Source organism: Streptomyces sp. NPDC048639 (assembly GCF_043199075.1).
GTDB lineage: Bacteria > Actinomycetota > Actinomycetes > Streptomycetales > Streptomycetaceae > Streptomyces.
In genome coordinates this window covers 408485-427158 of the sequence record NZ_JBICVP010000007.1, presented here as the reverse complement: position 1 = coordinate 427158, position 18674 = coordinate 408485, and the positions used below count along the sequence as shown (strand labels likewise).

Below are 18674 nucleotides of genomic sequence, written 5' to 3'. Positions count from 1 at the left end.
GCCGGCAGGGATGCCGACGCGGCCGGGGCCCGCTCGCTCCGCTCGCTCATTCTCGTACTACTTCCGCAGCTCGATAACGGTCTTGCCGATGCGAATCGGCGCGCCCAGCGGAACCGGGGTCGGGGTGGTGAGTCGGGTCCTGTCGAGATACGTGCCATTGGTCGACCCGAGATCCTCCACGATCCATTGGCCGTCACGATCCGGGTAGATCCTGGCATGCCTGCTGGACGCGTAGTCGTCGTCCAGCACGATCGTCGAGTCGTGTGCGCGGCCGAGAGAGATGGTCTGCCCCTGGAGGGCCACCGTGGTGCCGGTGAGGCTGCCTTCGGAGACCACGAGCTTGGTCGGCGCCCCCCGGCGCTGGCGGCCCCCGCTGCGACCGCTGGACGCGGCACGCTGCGGCGGCGGCTGCTGTTGCTGCTGCCGCCCGCCGGAAGGCCGGGCCTGGCCCTCCGCGCGCCGGGCTGCGCGCTGGGTGACGCGCGTGCCGAACAGGTCGCTGCGGATGACCTGTACGGCCACGATGACGAACAGCCACAGTACGGCGAGAAAGCCCAGCCGCATGACCGTCAGGGTCAGCTCTGACATTGCCCCCGCTTCACCCTTCGGCTTGCCGGAAAACGATGGTGGTGCTGCCCACGACGATCCGCGAGCCGTCGCGGAGCGTAGCGCGGGTCGTGTGCTGCCCGTCCACCACGATGCCGTTGGTGGAACCCAGATCCTGGATCGTGGAGGGCGTTCCCGTCCGGATCTCGCAGTGTCGGCGGGAGACACCGGGGTCGTCGATCCGTACGTCGGCCTCGGTGCTGCGGCCGAGCACCAGGGTGGGCCGGACGATCTGGTGGCGTGTGCCGTTGATCTCGATCCAGCGGCGGGTCTGCGAGCCCGGCATGGGGCCCGCACCGGGCAGCCGCGTCACGGGTGCGGCAGCGCCGGACCGTCCACCAGCCGGGGGCGAGGAGGGCATCGGCGGGGCGCCGGCGGGCTGCGCGGGGCGGCCGCCGTGCGGGGCGGCGGCGGCCGGGCGCCGGCTCTGCTGACCCTGCGGACCCTGGGACTCGCTCGATGCGAGGGTGCGGCTGCGTACGCGGTACAGGCCGGTGTCGAGGTCGTCCGCCTTCTCCAGGTGCACCTTGATCGGGCCCATGAAGGTGTAGCGCTGCTGTTTCGCGTAGTCACGCACCATGCTGGACAGCTCGTCGCCGAGCTGTCCCGAGTACGGGCTCAGGCGCTCGTGGTCGGGTGTGCTCAGCTCGACGATGAAGTCGTTGGGGACCACGGTCCGGTCGCGGTTCCAGATGGTCGCGTTGTTGTCGCACTCCCGCTGGAGTGCTCCCGCGATCTCGACGGGCTGCACCTCGGACTTGAACACCTTGGCGAAGGTGCCGTTCACGAGACCCTCGAGTCGCTGCTCGAAGCGCTTCAGTACTCCCACCGGGCACCTCCTTCCCTGCTGCGCTCGTCGAAATCGTCCTGGTACTGCTTACTGATCGTATCCACGAGCGGCAAACACGAGTGGTTCCACTTCATGCCCCCGCAGTCGAGTGTCGCCCCTCACAGGTCTGATCCTGGTGGGCCACACCGGATGGTAGAGGCCATCCCCGGAACAGTGTCCCGCAACCGTGACGGTGCACGGCCCCGTGGGGCGCGCTGCACCACGCGCACGCGCCCCACGGGGCCTGCGCATACGCGCCCCATGAGGCCTGGGAATAGGCGTGTGAATCCACCCCCGACAGCGTGCTAACCTTCTGGATGTCGGAAGGCGGTCCCACGGGACCCGGGCGAATCGGTCCGGGGAATGTGAGAAAGCCTGACGGCAACACCCATGCGCGGGTGGCGGAATAGGCAGACGCGCTGGATTCAGGTTCCAGTGCCCGAAAGGGCGTGGGGGTTCAACTCCCCCCTCGCGCACCATGAGGTACCGACGAAGCGGGTCGTCACCAAGGACGGAAGTCCTGGTGGGACCCGCTTCTCGCGTTGTGGCGCAGATCTCCCCGCTCCGGTGGCGAAGCCCGTACGTGGCAGGGCACCCGGCGGTGAGCCATCTCACGGCCGAGGCCCGCTTCTTGGGGTGGTGGTGCTGTGACGGCTGTGGCGTAGCCGGTCGTCTGGTGCCCGATGGCCGGTGGGGGCAGGCGTCCAGGAAGTTCCCGCGGCGTCCACCTCCCGTTCGGCGCCCGGTGATTCAGCGGTCGCCGGTCCACGACGCCAGGGACATCCGAGGGGCCGGCATCCGCGCCACTCTTTCAAGGCCGGGCGGGCCGTCGGCCCGGCGAAGATGGCCAAGGCCCTGGCGGCCCGGTACGGCTGCGGCTGCTGTCGGTGATCGCCTCACGTACGGGCGGTGGGGTCCGTGTCTGCGGGATGACGCCGGGCTTCGAGCTGTCGCGGCCGACGATCTCCCCACCGGCCGACGATCTCCCATCATCTGCAGAGGTCCTGCCCGCTCCGCAGCCGCCGCGGCGGTGAACCCGGCTGTGGTCGAAGCGATGGCCGGCGGCGCCGGGCGTAGTCGGCATCCCCGGCATCTGCGCGTCCGCCGCTCCTGAACTCCCGCCGCCGGACGCCTCGTCGGTGCAGCGTACGGGGATTCTCATGCCGCCTTCCGTCGTCATGCGGTCGCACGGACATCGTTCCAGCGGGTGTGGCACGGGGTGGCGGTCGGGGACGGTGAGCGGTGGAGGGCAGCCGTTCGTACTCCTGGCTGTCCTGTCTTTCCGACGCTGCCTCAGGGAGCTCGCCGATGAACGTGATGCCGCGCTGGGCCAGGAGAGCGGCGACGCTTGTCCTGCTGTTCGGCGCGGTGTTCGGAAGTCTCCTCGGCGGCGCCGGCACTGCGTCCGCGCATGCCGCGCTGCGCGCCACCGACCCTCAGGACGGCGCAGTCCTGAAACGGGCACCAGGCGTGGTCACGCTCCGGTTCACCGAAGGGGTCACGCTCTCCGACGACTCCGTGCGGGTGCTCGATCCCGACAACCGGCGGGTGAACCGCACCGTGGCGGAGCATGTCGGCGGTGCGTCCGGCACGGTCCGCGTGAAGCTGCGGAGCGATCTTCCCCGGGGCACCTTCACCGTGGCCTGGCGCGTGGTCTCCGCGGACAGCCATCCGATCTCGGGGGCGTTCACCTTCTCCATCGGCAAGCCGTCCGCCACGGACGCCGTGCGGGAGCCGCCGCCGGAGAACACCGCGACGAGCGTGCTCTACGGCATCGGCCGGTATGTCGCCTACGGCAGCCTGGCCCTCGTCGTAGGAGTGGCGGTGTTCGTTCTCGGCTGCTGGCTCCCCGGCGCGCGTCTCCGCGCGCTGCGCAGGATCGTGGCCGTCGCCTGGTCCGCGCTGCTGCTGTCGACCGTGGTCCTGCTGCTGCTCCGCGGACCCTACGAGTCGGGGACCGGACCCGGCGGGATGCTCGATCTCCCGGCGCTGGGCGGGACGTTGGGCACGCGGCCCGGTATCGCCCTGGCCGTGCGGCTTCTGCTGGTGGCCCTGGCCGGTGTCTTCCTCGCCCTGGTGGCCACCGGGCGCATACCCCGGGCCACGGTCACCGACGACGGGAAGGGCGCGAAGGGGGCACAGGCGGACCGCCTCCGCAGAGGGGGGTTTCTCGCCGCGGGCGGGCTGCTGGCCGGCGGCCTGGCTGTGACCTGGGCCGCTGCCGAGCATGCCTCGGCGGGCATCCAGGTCCCCGCGGCGATGGTCTCCGCCGTCCTGCACCTGCTCGCCATGGCGGTCTGGCTGGGCGGGCTGGCCGGCCTGCTCACCGCCCTGTTCCGCGCCCCTTCCGGTCGGTGTCCGTCGGCAGCGGTCGTGACCCGGTTCTCCCGGATCGCCTTCGGCTCCGTCGTGGTGCTCGTGCTCACCGGCGTCTACCAGTCCTGGCGCCAAGTCGGTTCGTGGGACGCCCTCCTCACCACCTCGTACGGCAAGCTGCTGACCCTCAAGGTGTACGCCGTACTGCTCCTGCTGCTCGCGGCCGCACGCTCGCGCCGGTGGACCGCCCGGTTGGGCGCGCTTCCCGCGGCGGAGGCGGTGTCCGCCGACGCGGAACACGACACGGAACGGACGCCGGAGCCGGTGGGCGCCGGGGCGCTCGCCGCCGAGCACGGCCGAGCGCCCGCCGTACCGACGACCACTCACGTCTCCGGGCCGCCCCGGGCGACCTCCCAGGGAACGGGTCCGGGGCACTCCGGCCACGACGAGCCCTTCAGGCGCCTGCGCCGCTCGGTCCTGGCAGAAGTCGTCATCGGTCTCGTCGTGCTGGCTTTCACCGCCGTGCTCACCGGTACCCAGCCGGGGCGGGCCGTCGCGGAGACATCCGCCTCCACCAGGACCCCCGACCGTACGGTCAGCCGGACGCTGGTCCCCTTCGGCGTGGATACGGCGAAGGGACGGGTGCGGGGCAGCGTGCAGGTCGTGCTGGAGCCGGGGCAGGTCGGTGCGAACACCGTGCAGGCAGTGGTCTTCGGCCGCGACGGCAGCCTGGCCATCGTCCCCGAGCTCCGTGTCACCTTCACGCTGCGCGAGCACGACATCGGCCCCATCGACGCCGAACTCGCCGACCGGCACGGGTATTGGGGAGCGGAAGAGCTGCGGCTTCCCCTGCCCGGCACATGGACGATGAAGGTCACGGTGCGCGTCTCGGAGATCGATCAGGTCACCGAGACCGCGGAGGTGCGCATCGGCCGGGCCCCGGGCCGTACGTGACGCGGGGAGGGCCGGGCCCGTGGAGTACGCCGAACACCGCGGCACACTACGGAAGTCGGCGCGGTGCGGTGTGGTGCGGTGCGTGCGATGTGGTGCGTGCGATGCGGTGCCGTGCGGTGAGCAGCGGGGCCGGAAGGCGCGGCGCCGCTCGTGATGTCATGCGCGCGCCTGACCGCTGTCCTTGAACAGGTCCCACAGGAGCACCATGGGGTCGAGCCCACTGCGTGCCATGGCCTGCATGACGGAGTCGCTGAGCGCGGTCAGACACAGATACCCCCGGGCCGCCCGCATCCCGTGCATGAGACCGATGATGCTGTACAGGGTCGGCACCTCGCATGCGCTCACACCGGTCAGGTCGAGCCGGAGGCGCCGGTTACCGTTCCGGCAGCGGTAGATGACCTCGTCACGCAGCGTCTGCATCGTCCACACGCTGAGTTCCCCGCTCAGGTGGAGCGTCAGCGCCTTGTCGTCGCCGGTCCAGGGCAGCGGGGCGATTCCGAGGTCTGGAGGCTGAGCCACAGATACCGCCTCCCACCGCATACGAAGATGCTGCAGGTGCTCTCCAGCCTAGGACCGAGGGCGCGGGTCTTCAACGGCGCTCACCGACGAGGACCAAAGCGTGGTGCCCGGCTGGGTCGCATGGATCCTGTCCGTGGTCGGACGGCTTCGCGCCGGAATCGCTCATGAGCAGGACGACGGGCAAACCGATCCCGGTCGGCACGGTGACGGCGAGGATGTCCGCCCATGCCGGGTCCGGAACGCAGGCGGGCCCGGGCGAAGCGCGCCGCACAGTGCGTACCGGCGAAGGCGCCGACCGCCGCCTTGCCGCCGCCAGGCCGTGGGCCACGCCCGGCGCAGTGCCTCGGCCACCGCGTTGCGCTCGGGCAGAAGGCAGGAGGCCGAGGCATGCGGGAGCGCCGACGCGGGGCGGCGGACATGTGCGGGGCCTTTCGGACCGTCGCGGCCCGCCTCAGAGCTCCTGCGCGGGCCAGTCCAGCAGCCGTGCGCCGATGACCGCAGTCTGAAGGGTGTACCGGTGCACGGGGTCGCCCGGATCGGCGCCCGTCAGCCGGCGGATGCGGTCGAGCCGGTAGGTCATCGCCCGTACGCTCAGGGTGAGTTGCCGTGCCGCCTCCGCTGCCACGCAGCCCGTGTCGAAGTAGACCGTGAGGGTGTCGAGCAGGGGCTGCGGTCCGCCGCGAGCCTGCTTGAGCGGGCCGAGGACGCTGCGCACTAGGTCGGCCATGGCCTGCCGGTCCCGTGTGAGCACGGGGTAGACCAGGAGGTCCGCGGCGTGGAGCACCGGGCCGTCGAAGCCCATGCGGTGGGCCAGGTCGAGGGCGTTCAGCGCCTCTTCGTAGGAGTGGACGACACCGCCGGCGCCGGCATGGGCGCGGCCGATGGCGACCCGGCAGCCTTCCGCTGCCGCGTACGCCTGCTTGGCGAAGAAGGTGAGGACATCGGACTCGTCGGCCGGCGCGATGCAGATCAACCGGTCGTCCTTCGTGGTGAGCAGGATGCGGCGGTCACCGAACCGGGCGAAGAGCGAGGACTCGATCCTGCGGGTGAGGGGTGAGCCGTCGTCGAACGGCTCTGTGCCCTGGGCGGCGGCGACCGTGTGGGCATGGGAGAGGAGGAGTCCGAAGCGTTCGGCCCGCTCGGCGAGCCGTCCGAGGTCGCTGCGCCCGTACAGCAGATCGTCGATGAACTCGCGCCGCGCCGCTTCCTCCTGACGCACCGCCAGGCGCTGCGCCCGCTCGTGGCCCTCCGCGAAGGCGTCCACCGCCTGCTCGACCGCGGCGAGTACGTGCTCGGCGGCAGCGGGCGTGAGGCCGGTGCCGACCGACCGAGCGGCGCTGAGATGAGCCCGGACCAGTGCCCGCAGTCCCATGCCCGCCTCGGCCGCACGCTCTCCCTGACTGCGCAGGGCCTCCAGTTCGTCGCGGCTCAGCCTGCGGCCCGTGGCGCAAGCGGCCATCAGGATTTCGGCATAGCCGGTCAAATGGTCCTCGGGTATCGACCGGTCCGCCATGGACCCCCCTTTCCGACGCGCCCTTGACGCCCTGACAGTGCCCGGCCATGCCGCCCACGGCGGCGGCCACCGGCATCAAGGATACGTAAAGACTGCCGGTCGACGGCAATGCGGGCCGGGTCTTCGCGCTGCCACTATGCGGCATAGGGGGCGGGACGGAAAACCGGCTGCCGGGCGCCGGAAAGAACCTGTTGCCAGTGCCGCCCCTGGGAGCACCGACCGCTGCGATGAGTGTGGGTACGAAGGGGGGAAGACGATGACCGAGATCCTGGAGACCGCCGTCGGCTTCCCCACGGTGCCGTTCACCTCGGCACTCGTCGTGGTCATCGGGTTCTGGCTGCTGGTCCTGCTCGGATTCGCCGACCGGAACGACTTCGACACCGACCTCGACGCCGCCGCGCTCGGCCTGGAGGGAGTGCCGGTCTCGGTCTCCGCCTCCCTGCTGATCGTCCTCGGCTGGTTCCTCAGCCTCTCCGGCTCGGTGCTCCTGGGCCGGGAGAACCCGCAGGGCTCGGTGTTCCATCTGCTCCAGTTCGCCCTGCTCTTCGCGTCTCTCTTCCTCTCCTGGTGCCTCACGCGTGCCCTCGTACGGCCTCTGGCCAGGTTCCTCCCCGGCGAACCGGCGCTGTCCCGGCGGGACTTCGTCGGGCTCACCTGCACCATCCGACCCGGCAGGATGGATACCGACTCCGGCCGGACCGGGGTCGTCGCCGCGGAGGTCGTCGCCGAGGACGGGTCCGCGGCGATCGTGCCGGTCCGCCGCAGCGGCAGCGGCCGGACGCCGGCACCCGGCAGTACCGGACTGCTGTGCGCCTACGACGAGGCGGGGGAGTTCTACTGGGTCGAGCCATGCGCCTCGGCCTCCGGCCCTGTGGAGGACACCGCCTCGTCCACGGACCGGACCGCGTCCCTGACGGACAGCGGGGCCGACTGCTCCTCGACGGGGCGGGGCCACCCGGCCTCGCCGGCACCTCGTTCACCCCGATCAACCGCACTGGACCACCGATGACCCGCACTGTTCACCGCGCCGCACGGCACCGCCACCACGAGCCGGGTGCCCGCGGGGGAGCGGCCCGAGGATCCCGAGCGGCCGGACGAGGGTCAGCGGCTCCGGAGCCCTGCCTCCCGCGCCGGGTTGCGTTCGCGGAGTACGCGGCGCGCTTCCCGGCCGGCCGAGGAGAGCGCGACGACACCGCCCGTGCTCGTACGTCCGGGGGCTCCGCGAGGCGGTCCACTGGCGTCCGCGGAGGCTCCTCCCCCGTCCTCGCGCGACTTTCGTCGCATCCAGGTGCGACGAAGGGGAGTGTGCAGAAGGGCGAGTCCTGCCTACCGTGTGCGGCGTGAACGGGAGCGAGAAGGTGCGTGGCGTCTGGAACCGCCTGGTCGTAGGGGCGGAGTGGCCGGCACGGCGGATCTTCGGGGAAATCGTCCTGGCCCTGGTCCTGGGGCTGTTCGCGGCAGCACTGGAGGCCCTCGAGGGCGGCGGTCCCCTGCAACTCACGGCGACCGCGCTGACCGTGAGCCTGCTGTCGCCGCTGCGCCGCATCCTGCCGGCGAGCGTGCTGGTGCTCACCGGCGCGGCATCGGGCCTGCTCAGCGGGTTCATGCCGCTGCTGATCGCCTCGGGCTGGTCGGCGGGGCGGGGAATCGCCGCGCGCGGACGGGCGATCGGCGCGTTCAGCGCGGCCCTGGTGCTGCACGTGGCGATCAGCGTGTACTCCGAGTCCGACTATCTCCCGCCCGTGGCGACGGCGATCTTCTCGACCGTCATCTTCCTGGCCACGACGATCGTGCCGGGTCTGGCGAGCCGCTACTGGCGGCAGCGCCGCAGGCTGCTGCACACGCTCCAGCAGCACAACGCCCAGCTCCTCCGCGAGCGGGCGATGATCGCCGGGCAGGCCCGTATGCGCGAGCGGCAGCGGATCGCGCAGGACATGCACGACAGCCTCGGCCACCAACTCGCGCTGATCGCCGTGCACACCGGCGCGCTGGAGGTGGACCCCGAGCTGACCGACCGGCAGCGCGAGGCGGTGGGGGTGCTGCGCGGTGCGTCGGTGGCCGCGATGCACGAACTGCGCGAGGTGGTCGGCATCCTCAGGGACGGTACGGAGGCGCCTCCTCCTGTGGAGGGTGCGCAGCCCGCGTCCCGGGCCGCCTCGGGCATCGAGGGGCTGGTCGAGTCCTCGCGTGCGGCGGGTGCCGAGGTGGGGCTCCAGGTGTCGGGCGAGCCGCGGGCGTTGGCGCCGGCGGCCGACCACGCGGCGTACCGGATAGCGCAGGAGGGCCTGACGAACGCGCACAAGTACGCCTCGGGATCACGCATCACGGTCGCGCTGCGGTACGAGCCGGACTCCCTGGTGGTGGAGGTGGCCAACGGAGCGGTGCCGGTCCCCGTGGCCGGTGCGGGCGGCCTTCGGAACGGTGTGCCGGTGGGAGGCGGCCAGGGTCTCGTAGGGCTGAGCGAACGGGCCCGGCTGATCGGCGGCATGGTGCACGCCGGACCGACACCGGACGGCGGTTTCCGGGTCGCCGGTGTCCTGCCGTACGGGCCAGACGGTGGTGGCGGCCGCGGTCGGGGAGGCGCGTCGGGTGCGGTTCTGCCGGATGCGGCGTCGCAGGGGGGCGGCGGGGCCGCGGGCGCGGCCGATCGCGGCACGGGCCCGTCCGACGTCACCCGGCACGGTGACGGTGATGTCGACTTCTGGCCCGAGGGCGGGTCGATCCAGAGCGGGGGCGACCCGTACCCGGTGGGGACGTTCCTCGACGGGACGGCGGGCATGCCGGTGCACCGGAGCTACAGGGCCGTGGCGCTCGGCTGCGGGATCCTCGCGTTCATCGCCGTGGCCCTGGGCGCGCTGGCGGTGTGGGGGACGGTCGCCGTGATGGAGGAGGCCGGCAACGGCATGATCGAACCGGAGCTCTACCGTTCGATCAAAGCCGGCGAGCCGGAGGCCGAGGTACGGGACAAGCTTCCCGAGGGCAGCGCGCTGCTGACCGGCGGTCTGGGCAACCAGGGCCCCGCCCGCCCCAAGGGCGCGACCTGCCTGACCATGATGTCGACCGAGGTCTCGGACGACCCGAACACCGAACCGGTCTTCCGCTTCTGCTTCCGGGACGGAAAGCTGATCCAGAAACGGTCGTACGTGGCCAAGATCTAGATGATCGGCGAGCAGATCCCGTCAGGAGCGGCGCGCCTCCGACGGATGGAAACGGGTGGAGAGCAGTGATCACGGGTGGAGAGCAGTGATCCGGGTCCTCGTCGCGGATGACGAACCGCTCATTCGCGCGGGCATCAGGATGATCCTCACCTCGGCCGACGACATCGACGTGGTCGCGGAGGCGGCGAACGGCCGGGAAGCGCTCGAACTGGCACGCGCCCACACGGTCGACGTGGCCCTCCTCGACATCCAGATGCCGGTGATGGACGGGCTCTCGGCGCTCGCGGAGCTGAGCCGGGTCGCCCCCGGCGTCCGCGCGCTCGTGCTCACGACGTTCGGCGAGCGCGAGAACGTGCTGCGAGCGCTGAGCAGTGGCGGCGCCGGCTTCCTGCTCAAGGACTCGGCACCGGCCGAACTGATCAGTGCGGTACGCGCGGCGGCGGGTGGGGACGCGTACCTCTCGCCCGGGGCCACGCGGCACGTGGTGGACTCGCTCGCCTCGGGGCGAGCCGTGAAGCGGGGCGAGGAGGCGCGGCGACGCCTGGAGGCGCTGACCGCGCGGGAGCTCGAAGTGCTGGCGCTGCTGGGCGAGGGGCTGTCCAACGCGGACGCGGGAGAGCGGATCCGGATGAGCGAGGCGACGGTCAAGACGTACGTCAGCCGGATCCTGGCGAAGCTCGGGTGCGAGAACCGGGTACAGGCGGCGCTGCTGGCGCGGGACGCCGGGCTCGGGGGGTAGTCCCGGGCCCGGCGTCACCGGGCCGGTTCTCGGGGGTCTCCGGGGGCGGACCGCGCAGGCGCTGCGGGTGCCTGCCGCTGTGTCCTCAGGAGCTTCCCGGTGCCGGAGCCACCCGGTCCCCGGAGCTTCCCGGTGCTGGAGAGCCACCCGGTCCCCGGAGCTTCCTGGTGCTGGAGCCACCTGATTCCCGGAGTCTCCTGGTGTCCTCCGGTTCAGGCGGCCAGGCGGGCGGCCAGGGCCTTGGCCTTCTCCGCCGCGTCCGAGTGCGCCTTGGTCCGCGAGGCGTCGGAAAGGTCGATCAGGTCCGCCATCGCGGGGTTCGACCGGGCCAGGGTCAGCTCCGGAACGATGAAGTCGACCTCGAGGCCGAGCATGCCGTTCAGCGCCTTCTCCAGGTAGGTCTGCACGAACTCGAAGCCCTCGCGCGGGGTTCCGGGACCGTACGCGCCGCCCCGGCTGGCGACCACGGTGACGGGCGTGCCCGCGGCGGACGGGGCGTCACCGGCGGTCCGGCCCATCACGATCACCTGGTCCAGCCACGCCTTCAGGCTCGACGGGATCGTGAAGTTGTACATCGGCGAACCGATGAGGACGGCGTCGGCCTCCTCCAGCTCCTCGGCGAGGGCGGTGCGCAGGGCGAAGGCCGCCCGCTGCTCGGGGCTGTGTTCGGCGGGGTCGGTGAACGCCGCGGAGATCCCGGCGGCGTCCAGATGGGGCAGCGGGTCGACGGCGAGATCGCGGTAGATGACCTTGCCCTGGGGGTGCTGTTCCTCCCAGGCCGTGCGGAAGGTGGCCGAGACATCGCGCGAGGCGGAGCCGCCCTGGGGGAAGGCCGACGAGTCGAGGTGAAGGAGCGTGGGCATGGTGGACCTCCGGCTGCGGAAAACGTGATTGAAATTCCGTACGCAGCTATTATTAGCACAGTCACTTACTTTTCTGCAGCAGCAGAGGTCGACGCAGTATTCTGAGGGCATGGACGGTGGCGTGGACGGTTGCGGGGGACGCGACGAGCGGGAGTGCAGGGAAGTCGATGCGGGCATCACCCGGGTCTTCGGGCTGCTCGGAAAGCGCTGGACCGGGCCGATCGTGTCCGTGCTCATGCAGCGGGCGGTGCACTTCGCCGAGCTGAGGAGGGCGGTCCCGGGTATCAGCGAGCGGATGCTCTCCGACCGGCTGAGCGAGCTGGGTGCCGCGAGGCTCGTGGTGCGCGAGGTGGACGAGGGGCCGCCGCTGCGGGTCGCCTACCGGCTGACCGAGGCGGGGCGGGCGCTGGAACCCGCGCTCAAGGAACTCGGCCGCTGGGCCGAGCAGTACCTCCCGGACGCGGGTTCGTGCCCGGAGAGCTTCCGGGGATAGTCCTGGAACCTGGGCCCCCACCGAGGCCGCACGCGGGGAGCGGACGGCTGGGAGCGGACGGCGGGGGTGCCGCCGGGGGTGCCGCCGGGGGCCCGGCGCCGGAGCGCCGGCTCACCGCTGAAGGGGTGCGCCGGCTCACCGCTGAAGCGGGGCTTGTTGCATGCCGCGTGCGTGCGGCGTGCGTGCCGCGTGCGTGGTCCGTGTGCGCCGATTTCGTGCAGGTGGAGCGGCGCTTCGCGGGAGTTGTCCACAGGGCATGCAGCCGTTCCGGCCCAGGGGTACGGTCATGGCCAGTCGTAGTCGGGAGCTGCGGGGGAGGCTGGGCAATGGTGATGGAAGGCAGGCCGGTGGCGGCTGACGAACGGGTTCCGTGGGTTCCGGGTTTCGCACGGTGGTCCGAGGACCCGCTCGCGCCGAAGCAGCGGGGCAAGGCGCTGCGGGAGCGGGTTCACCGTTCGGAGCATGCGGAGCTTCCGCAGGACGCGGGCCGTCCGGATGCGGTGACGGCGGTCGAGGAGTCCAACACCGGCAGGCTGCCGGAGCTCACACCGATACGGGTGGGCCGGATGGCCGAGTCGCCCTTCGCCTTCTACCGGGGCGCGGCCGGGCTGATGGCGTACGACCTCGCGGGCACGCCGGTCACGGGAATCGGCGCGCAGATCTGCGGGGACGCCCACGCCGCCAACTTCGGGCTCTACGGCGACGCCCTCGGCAGTCTCGTCATCGACATCAACGACTTCGACGAGACGGTGCACGGCCCGTGGGAGTGGGATCTGAAGCGGCTCGCGGCATCGCTCGTACTGGCGGGCCGTGAGGCCGGGGCCGACGAGGACGCCTGCCGCCACGCCGCCTATGACGCGGTGGGCGCGTACCGGCGCACGATGCGGCTGCTGGCGAAGCTCCCCGTGATGGAGGCGTGGAACGCGATCGCGGACGAGGAACTCGTCTCGCACACGGATGCGCACGACCTGGTCGGCGCGCTGGAGCGCGTCGCGGAGAAGGCCCGGCGCAACACCAGCGGTCGGTTCGCGGCCAAGGCGACCGAGCCGGTGCTCGACGACGAGGGGGAGGGGAGCGGCATCCCGCGGCGACGCTTCACGGACGCTCCGCCGGTACTCCGCAGGGTGCCCGACGCCGAGGCCGCCTCGGTCGCCAAGGCCCTCGCGGGCTATCTGGAGACGATCCACGAGGACCGACTGCCGCTGCTCGGGCGGTACGACGTCCAGGACGTCGCTTTCCGGGTGGTCGGCACGGGCAGCGTGGGCCTGCGGTCGTACGTGGTGCTGCTGCTGGACCACCGGGGCGAGCCGCTCGTGCTCCAGGTGAAGGAGAGCCGGGCCTCGGCCCTGCTGCCCCATCTGGCGAAAGCGGGCTTCGACGCTCCGGAGGTCCCGCACGAAGGCCGCCGGGTCGTGATGGGACAGAAGGTCATGCAGGTGGTGAGTGACATCCTGCTGGGCTGGACCAGTGTCGAGGGCCGCCCGTACCAGGTGCGGCAGTTCCGGAACCGCAAGGGCAGTGTCGACCCCACCGAGCTGGCCGCCGACCAGATCGACGACTACGGACGCATGACCGGCGCGCTCCTCGCGCGTGGGCACTCGCACAGCGCGGATCCGCGGCTGATCGCTGGCTACTGCGGCAAGGCGGACAGGCTCGACGAGGCGATGGCGGACTTCGCGGTGGCCTACGCGGACCGGACGGAAGCGGATCACGGTGAGCTCGTCGCCGCGGTGCGCAGCGGCCGGATAGCGGCCGAGCTCGGGGTCTGAGGCCGGGACGGCGAGCTGGGGCGGGACGGCCCGTTCCGGGTGTCAGCGGGGTCGTTCCCAGGGACGGGCTGAACGGGGCGGGCCCGGGGCCGGAATGGCCTTGGGTCCGCCCCTGCTCAAGGGCTTGCTCCGGGCGCAGCGGCTTGCTCGGGCGGAAGGCTCGTTTCCGGATGATGCGGCGGTCGGGCGCAGGAGTGTGCCGTAGTGCCCGTAGGCTGGCCGGGTGACGAATCCGGAAGCCGAAACGAACCCGGGATCCGAGCAGGTCGGAGCCCAGCAGGCAGAGGCCGAGCGGACGGAGTCCCCGGACGGCGCGCGGCCGGAAGCCCGCCTGGAGAAGGCCGTCCGCGCTGCCGAGCAGGCCCTGATCGAGTTCGAGATCGCCGTGGAGACCTTCCGGGTCGAGGTGGAGAACTTCTCGCGGCTCCATCACCAGCGCCTCGGACCGATGTACTCGCGACTCGACGAGCTGGACGCGCAGATCGCCGAGGCGGTCGCCGCCCGGACCGGCGATCCCGAGGACATCCGCAAGGCGAAGGAGGCGCGCGGCCTCGTGCTGCCGATGCCGCGTGTGGAGGAGCTCTTCCACGGCTGGATGGACTCGGAGGGCATGTCACCCGAAGCGACGGCCATGCTCAACGAGCGCCCGGTGCGGCCGCCGCAGCGCGTCCGCCCGAGCGAGGAGGCACGCCGGATCTACCGCGAACTCGTACGCCAGGCGCATCCGGACCTGGCCCGGGAAGAGGCGGAGCAGGGGCGCCGCAGCGCGTTCATCGTGCGGGTCAACGAGGCGTACGGCCTCGGGGACGAGCAGGCGCTCCGTGCCCTGGCCGAGGAGTGGGCGGCCGGGCCGCCGCGCGAGGAGAGCCCGCTGAGCCGGAGCGAGGAGCTGTACGCCCGGCTGGAGTGGCTGGCCGAGCGCAAGGAAATGCTGGCCGGGGTCGCCGCCGAGCTGGAAGCGAGCGCGATCGGAGCGATGCTCAAGATGGCGCCCGACGATCCGGACCGCTTGCTCGAGGAGATCGCCGAACAGCTCTTGGCACAGGTCGCCGAGCGTGAGGCCCACCTGGCATCGCTGGTTGGGTAGCGTTCGGAGGACGGGCGGCCGGTTGCTGCCGGACCGCAGGGATCCCGAGGTCCGGACGGGGACGGTCCCCGATGAGGACCGCTCGATGATGCGACTGAGAGGCTGACCATGCACTTCGCCCAGCTCCCGACGGTGGACGCCGCGACGGTTCCGTCCGACGGTCTCCTGCTGGACGTCCGGGAGGACGACGAGTGGGCGGCCGGCCATGCCGAAGGGGCGCTGCATCTGCCGATGAGCGAACTTGTAGCGCGGTTCGGGGAGTTGACCGAGGCTGCCGCCGACGACCGCCGGGTGCACGTGGTGTGCAGGGTCGGCGGCCGGTCGGCGCAGGTGGCTCAGTATCTGCTCGCGCAGGGCATCGACGCGGTGAACGTGGACGGCGGCATGCTCGCCTGGGAGGCCGCCGGGCGCCCGCTGGTCGCCGACAGCGGCGACCAGGCGTTCGTTCTCTGATCGCTCTGATCGCTCTGATCGCTCTGATCGGTCTGATCGCCCGATCCGCCCCGGTCGCCCCGGAGCGCTCGCGGTTGCTCGGATCTGCTGTCCGGGGCTTCGTTGACGCCCTCCCCGCCTTCCGTCCAGCCTCCCCGTCTGCTCGGGTGTCTCCGTGCACGCGCCTCCCGGATCTCCGGGACTACCTGCGGCGCGTCCGGCTCCCCCCGTTCCTCCCCGGGCCGGCTGCCTGATCGTGGCCGCGGTTCGCGACTACCGAGCGAGCGACGGGTCGGCGGGCGGAAAGCCCGAGCAAGGCGTCCGCTGAGCAGAGCGTCCGCCGAACAGAGCGCCCGCTGAGCAGAACGTCAGCCGAACAGAACGTCAGCCGAGGGGGTGGGCGGCGAGCAGGTCGCCGAGGGCCTCCTCATGAGCGGCCGCCGGGCCGAGGGACAGTTCGAGTTGCTTGGCCCACGCGTGGTAGCGGTGCAGCGGGTAGTCGATGTCCGCCCCGAAGCCGCCGTGCAGATGCTGCGCGGTCTGCACCACGCGGCGTACCCCCTCCGAGGCCCAGATCTTGGCGACGGCGACATCCGCGCCGGCCGGGAGCGCACGCGTGGCGACGGTGGTGGTCTCCTGCACGGTCAGCCGCCAGGCTGCCTGCCAGAGCGTGGCCTCCATCGCCCGCAGGTCGATGTACCGGTCGGCCGCCTGGACGGCGACTGCCTGGAACGTGGCCACCGGATGCCCGAACTGTTCGCGCTTGCTGGTGTATTCGCCGGTCATGCCGAGCACGGCTTCCCCGAGGCCGAGCGCGAGGGCGCAGGTCCCTGTGGCGAGGAGGTCGTACAACCACTCCCAGGTGCCCTCGGCGGTGAGCACGTCGCGTCCCGTCAGCCGTACGCCGTCCAGTCGGACCTCGGCGTAGCGCTCGCCGCTGGTGGAGATCTGGTCGGCCAGCGTGATCCCGTCGTGCAGGCGGGAGACGAGTGCGAGTACGGTGCGACCGTCGCCGGTGCGGGCGGGTATCACCAGGAGGTCCGCTGACTGTGCCCAGGGCACGGCTGTCTGCATCCCGTCCAGGGTCCAGCCGCCGTGCGGGCCTTCCTCCCCCTGCTCGCCGTGCGGGGTTGCGTCGACGGCGAGTTCGGCGCCGTCGTGTCCGGTGCGGCCGTTGGAGGCGACGGTCAGCACGAGTTCGCCCCGGCCCACCCGCGGGAGCACGTCGTCGCAGAGTTCCGTAGGGGCGTACCGCCGCAGTGCGAGTGCTGCCGCACTCGTCTCCAGCAGCGGGACGCGGGCCAGGACCCGCGCCGACTCGCGCAGCACGAGGCAGAGCGCGATGGGGTCCAGCCCGGCTCCGCCATGACGCGGGTCGAGTACGAGGCTCAGCAGGTCGGACCGGGCAAGGGTCTGCCACAGTGACCGGTCGAAGTCGTCCGCGACCGCACCCGGGGTCATTGCCGGGCTCGGCACACCGTCCGGAGCGACTCCGGAGAAGACCGCCTTCGCCGCCTCGACGGCCGCCTGCTGTTCCTCGGTGAAGGTGAAGTCCACTGCCCGTCCTCCCGCACGCCCGGCACTCACTTCTGACGAGGCGTCAAGGTAGAACAGGTTGCAGGAATAGGGAATGGTGTCGCCGACTCCGGTCGTATCCGTACGGCTCTCCCTGGCGCCGGGCGCGCTCACCGGGACTCGTCGGACTGCTCACTCCGCCTCGCCAAGCCGCCGGCGGAGCCCGGGTCAGCGGTCGAAGTCCAGCTCCACCTGCTCGGTGGCGGGGTGGGACTGGCAGGCCAGCACATAGCCCGCTTCCACCTCCTCCGCCTCCAAGGCGAAGTTCCGGTCCATGCGCACCTCGCCCGAGACCAGGAACGCACGGCACGTCCCGCACACTCCGCCCTTGCAGGCATAGGGCGCGTCGGCGCGGTTGCGCAGCACCGCCTCCAGCAGGGATTCGCCGTCCTGCACGGGCCAGCTTCCGGAGCGGCCGTCCAGTGTCGCCGTCACGGCGGCGTGCGACGGAGCCGCCGCACGGGCGGGCGCGGCGGACGCACCCTCGTCCACATGGAAGATCTCCTGGTGAACCCGCTTGCGTGGTACGCCGAGAGCGTGCAGCGCGCGCTCGGCGCCCTGCACCAACCCGTAGGGCCCGCACAGATACCAGCCGTCGACCGCCTCGATCGGCAGCAGTGTGCGGATCAGCCCGGTGAGGCGCTCCTGATCCAGCCGTCCCGACGGCAGTCCCGCCTGCTGCTCCTCGCGGGAGAGCACGCTGACGAGCTGAAAGCGGTCGGGATAACGGTCCTTGAGGTCCGCCACTTCTTCGAGGAACATCGTCGAGGCGACCGTGCGGTCACTGCGGATCAGACAGAAACGGGCCTCCGGTTCGCGTGCCAGCAGGGTCGAGACGATCGACAGAACCGGTGTGATGCCGCTGCCGCCGACCACGCCCACGTAGCGCCCCGGCCCCGGCTCCAGGACGAACCGCCCCGCCGGTGCCATGACATCGACAATGTGGCCCACGGCCAGTTCCTTGAGCGCGAACGTCGAGAACTCGCCGCCCTCGACGAGCCGTACGCCCACCCGCAGCGTCTGCGGACCGTCCCGGTCCTGTGCCGGCCCGCAGATGGAGTAGGTGCGACGGATCTCCGCACCGCCTCCGGCCCGGCGCAGCGCGAGATGCTGCCCCGGTGTGAAGCGGTAGGTCTCGCGCAGTTCGGGCGGGACCGCGAACGTGACGGCGACCGAGTCGTCGGTCAGCCGGTCCACCGCCGCCACCCTCAGCGGATGGAACGCGCCGTGGCGGGCGGAGCGATCCATCTCGGTCGCGGGGCGGGCCATCTACAACTCCTTGAAGTGGTCGAACGGTTCGCGGCACGACTCGCAGCGGCGCAGCGCCTTGCACGCGGTCGAGGAGAAGCGGCTGAGCACCGTGGTGTCGGTCGACCCGCACTGCGGGCAGCGCACCGCGAGTTCCACCATCACCGGCCCGCGGTCACCGGTGGGGCGCGGCGGCGCGATGCCGGACTCCTCGAGCTTGCGGCGCCCTTCGGCGCTGATCGCGTCGGTGGTCCAGGGAGGGGAGAGGACCGTACGGACCGTGACCTCCGGGATGCCGTGGTCGTGCAGCAACCGTTCGATGTCGGCCGACATGGACTCGATCGCCGGGCAGCCGGTGTAGGTCGGGGTCAGCTCGACCTCCACCCGGCCGGGGCCGAGGATCTGCAGTCCGCGCAGTACACCCAGCTCCTCGAGCGTGATCATGGGCAGCTCGGGGTCGGGTACCGAGCCGGCCAGTTGACGGAGCTTCTCCTCGAGGACGGTCGGGCCCGCGGTGTCGCCCGGCCCTGCATCGCGCGCCATGGCATCACCCGGCGCCGCATCGCGCGCCAA

Annotated in this window: 16 protein-coding genes and 1 tRNA gene; 9 read left to right on the top strand and 8 right to left on the bottom strand. The window is 71.7% G+C overall.

Features of this window, described 5'->3' with window-relative positions; translation table 11 throughout:
* Positions 1 to 57: 57 nt before the first annotated feature.
* Both ACGFNH_RS21790 and ACGFNH_RS21785 read right to left on the bottom strand, forming a co-directional pair.
* Entirely contained in the window at positions 58 to 588 is a 531-nt protein-coding gene (locus ACGFNH_RS21790) for an FHA domain-containing protein (protein ID WP_393656095.1), read from the bottom strand.
* A gap of 10 nt (positions 589 to 598) precedes the next feature.
* The gene (locus ACGFNH_RS21785) at positions 599 to 1435 is read right to left on the bottom strand and encodes an FhaA domain-containing protein (protein WP_393656093.1); all 837 of its coding nucleotides are present in this window, start codon (positions 1433 to 1435) and stop codon (positions 599 to 601) included.
* A gap of 392 nt (positions 1436 to 1827) precedes the next feature.
* On the opposite strand from ACGFNH_RS21785, the gene ACGFNH_RS21780 reads away from it, so the two are divergent.
* Together ACGFNH_RS21780 and ACGFNH_RS21775 are read left to right on the top strand one after the other, a co-directional pair.
* Positions 1828 to 1914, top strand: a tRNA-Leu gene (locus ACGFNH_RS21780).
* An 829-nt stretch (positions 1915 to 2743) separates the two neighbouring features.
* On the top strand, positions 2744 to 4705 hold the full coding sequence (locus ACGFNH_RS21775) for a copper resistance CopC/CopD family protein (protein ID WP_393656091.1): 1962 nt from the start codon (positions 2744 to 2746) through the stop codon (positions 4703 to 4705).
* Positions 4706 to 4861: 156 nt separating this feature from the next.
* On the opposite strand, the gene ACGFNH_RS21770 is transcribed toward ACGFNH_RS21775, so the two are convergent.
* Both ACGFNH_RS21770 and ACGFNH_RS21765 read right to left on the bottom strand, forming a co-directional pair.
* Complete coding sequence (locus ACGFNH_RS21770; protein ID WP_393656089.1) at positions 4862 to 5224, bottom strand: STAS domain-containing protein; 363 nt, start codon at positions 5222 to 5224, stop codon at positions 4862 to 4864.
* 451 nt (positions 5225 to 5675) lie between these two features.
* On the bottom strand, positions 5676 to 6737 hold the full coding sequence (locus tag ACGFNH_RS21765; protein ID WP_393656087.1) for a PucR family transcriptional regulator: 1062 nt from the start codon (positions 6735 to 6737) through the stop codon (positions 5676 to 5678).
* Positions 6738 to 6993: 256 nt separating this feature from the next.
* Here ACGFNH_RS21765 and ACGFNH_RS21760 point away from each other — a divergent pair, with 256 nt between their 5' ends.
* The 3 genes from ACGFNH_RS21760 (at position 6994) to ACGFNH_RS21750 (ending at position 10634) form a co-directional block, all read left to right on the top strand.
* The gene (locus tag ACGFNH_RS21760) at positions 6994 to 7746 is read left to right on the top strand and encodes a hypothetical protein (RefSeq protein ID WP_393656085.1); all 753 of its coding nucleotides are present in this window, start codon (positions 6994 to 6996) and stop codon (positions 7744 to 7746) included.
* 331 nt (positions 7747 to 8077) lie between these two features.
* Positions 8078 to 9895 carry a sensor histidine kinase gene (locus tag ACGFNH_RS21755; protein WP_393656083.1) on the top strand — a complete coding sequence of 606 codons (1818 nt, stop codon included), beginning with the start codon at positions 8078 to 8080 and terminating at the stop codon, positions 9893 to 9895.
* Positions 9896 to 9980: 85 nt separating this feature from the next.
* Entirely contained in the window at positions 9981 to 10634 is a 654-nt protein-coding gene (locus tag ACGFNH_RS21750; protein WP_393656081.1) for a response regulator, read from the top strand.
* A 212-nt stretch (positions 10635 to 10846) separates the two neighbouring features.
* Here the strand turns inward: ACGFNH_RS21750 and ACGFNH_RS21745 are convergent, their stop codons facing one another.
* The gene (locus ACGFNH_RS21745; protein WP_393656079.1) at positions 10847 to 11497 is read right to left on the bottom strand and encodes an FMN-dependent NADH-azoreductase; all 651 of its coding nucleotides are present in this window, start codon (positions 11495 to 11497) and stop codon (positions 10847 to 10849) included.
* A 109-nt stretch (positions 11498 to 11606) separates the two neighbouring features.
* On the opposite strand from ACGFNH_RS21745, the gene ACGFNH_RS21740 reads away from it, so the two are divergent.
* The 4 genes from ACGFNH_RS21740 (at position 11607) to ACGFNH_RS21725 (ending at position 15299) form a co-directional block, all read left to right on the top strand.
* Positions 11607 to 11990, top strand: coding sequence for a winged helix-turn-helix transcriptional regulator (locus ACGFNH_RS21740; protein ID WP_393656077.1), 384 nt, complete (start codon positions 11607 to 11609; stop codon positions 11988 to 11990).
* Between the two features lie 326 nt (positions 11991 to 12316).
* Positions 12317 to 13759, top strand: coding sequence for a DUF2252 domain-containing protein (locus tag ACGFNH_RS21735; protein WP_393656075.1), 1443 nt, complete (start codon positions 12317 to 12319; stop codon positions 13757 to 13759).
* Positions 13760 to 13982: 223 nt separating this feature from the next.
* Positions 13983 to 14846, top strand: coding sequence for a hypothetical protein (locus ACGFNH_RS21730; RefSeq protein ID WP_393656073.1), 864 nt, complete (start codon positions 13983 to 13985; stop codon positions 14844 to 14846).
* A gap of 108 nt (positions 14847 to 14954) precedes the next feature.
* The gene (locus ACGFNH_RS21725; RefSeq protein WP_393656071.1) at positions 14955 to 15299 is read left to right on the top strand and encodes a rhodanese-like domain-containing protein; all 345 of its coding nucleotides are present in this window, start codon (positions 14955 to 14957) and stop codon (positions 15297 to 15299) included.
* A 363-nt stretch (positions 15300 to 15662) separates the two neighbouring features.
* Here the strand turns inward: ACGFNH_RS21725 and ACGFNH_RS21720 are convergent, their stop codons facing one another.
* From ACGFNH_RS21720 to paaD, 3 genes are all read right to left on the bottom strand, one after another.
* The gene (locus ACGFNH_RS21720; protein ID WP_393656069.1) at positions 15663 to 16835 is read right to left on the bottom strand and encodes an acyl-CoA dehydrogenase family protein; all 1173 of its coding nucleotides are present in this window, start codon (positions 16833 to 16835) and stop codon (positions 15663 to 15665) included.
* 186 nt (positions 16836 to 17021) lie between these two features.
* Positions 17022 to 18122 carry a 2Fe-2S iron-sulfur cluster-binding protein gene (locus tag ACGFNH_RS21715; RefSeq protein WP_393656067.1) on the bottom strand — a complete coding sequence of 367 codons (1101 nt, stop codon included), beginning with the start codon at positions 18120 to 18122 and terminating at the stop codon, positions 17022 to 17024.
* The gene (gene paaD / locus ACGFNH_RS21710; protein ID WP_393656171.1) at positions 18123 to 18644 is read right to left on the bottom strand and encodes a 1,2-phenylacetyl-CoA epoxidase subunit PaaD; all 522 of its coding nucleotides are present in this window, start codon (positions 18642 to 18644) and stop codon (positions 18123 to 18125) included.
* Between the last annotated feature and the right edge of the window lie 30 nt (positions 18645 to 18674).

Bases quoted from the DNA above. Each gene is read 5' to 3' on its own strand.
- ACGFNH_RS21790 (WP_393656095.1), bottom strand. From the start codon at position 588: ATGTCAGAGCTGACCCTGACGGTCATGCGGCTGGGCTTTCTCGCCGTA.
- ACGFNH_RS21775 (WP_393656091.1), top strand. From the start codon at position 2,744: ATGAACGTGATGCCGCGCTGGGCCAGGAGAGCGGCGACGCTTGTCCTG.
- ACGFNH_RS21765 (WP_393656087.1), bottom strand. From the start codon at position 6,737: ATGGCGGACCGGTCGATACCCGAGGACCATTTGACCGGCTATGCCGAA.
- ACGFNH_RS21760 (WP_393656085.1), top strand. From the start codon at position 6,994: ATGACCGAGATCCTGGAGACCGCCGTCGGCTTCCCCACGGTGCCGTTC.
- ACGFNH_RS21745 (WP_393656079.1), bottom strand. From the start codon at position 11,497: ATGCCCACGCTCCTTCACCTCGACTCGTCGGCCTTCCCCCAGGGCGGC.
- ACGFNH_RS21740 (WP_393656077.1), top strand. From the start codon at position 11,607: ATGGACGGTGGCGTGGACGGTTGCGGGGGACGCGACGAGCGGGAGTGC.
- ACGFNH_RS21735 (WP_393656075.1), top strand. From the start codon at position 12,317: ATGGTGATGGAAGGCAGGCCGGTGGCGGCTGACGAACGGGTTCCGTGG.
- ACGFNH_RS21725 (WP_393656071.1), top strand. From the start codon at position 14,955: ATGCACTTCGCCCAGCTCCCGACGGTGGACGCCGCGACGGTTCCGTCC.
- ACGFNH_RS21715 (WP_393656067.1), bottom strand. From the start codon at position 18,122: ATGGCCCGCCCCGCGACCGAGATGGATCGCTCCGCCCGCCACGGCGCG.
- paaD (WP_393656171.1), bottom strand. From the start codon at position 18,644: ATGGCGCGCGATGCAGGGCCGGGCGACACCGCGGGCCCGACCGTCCTC.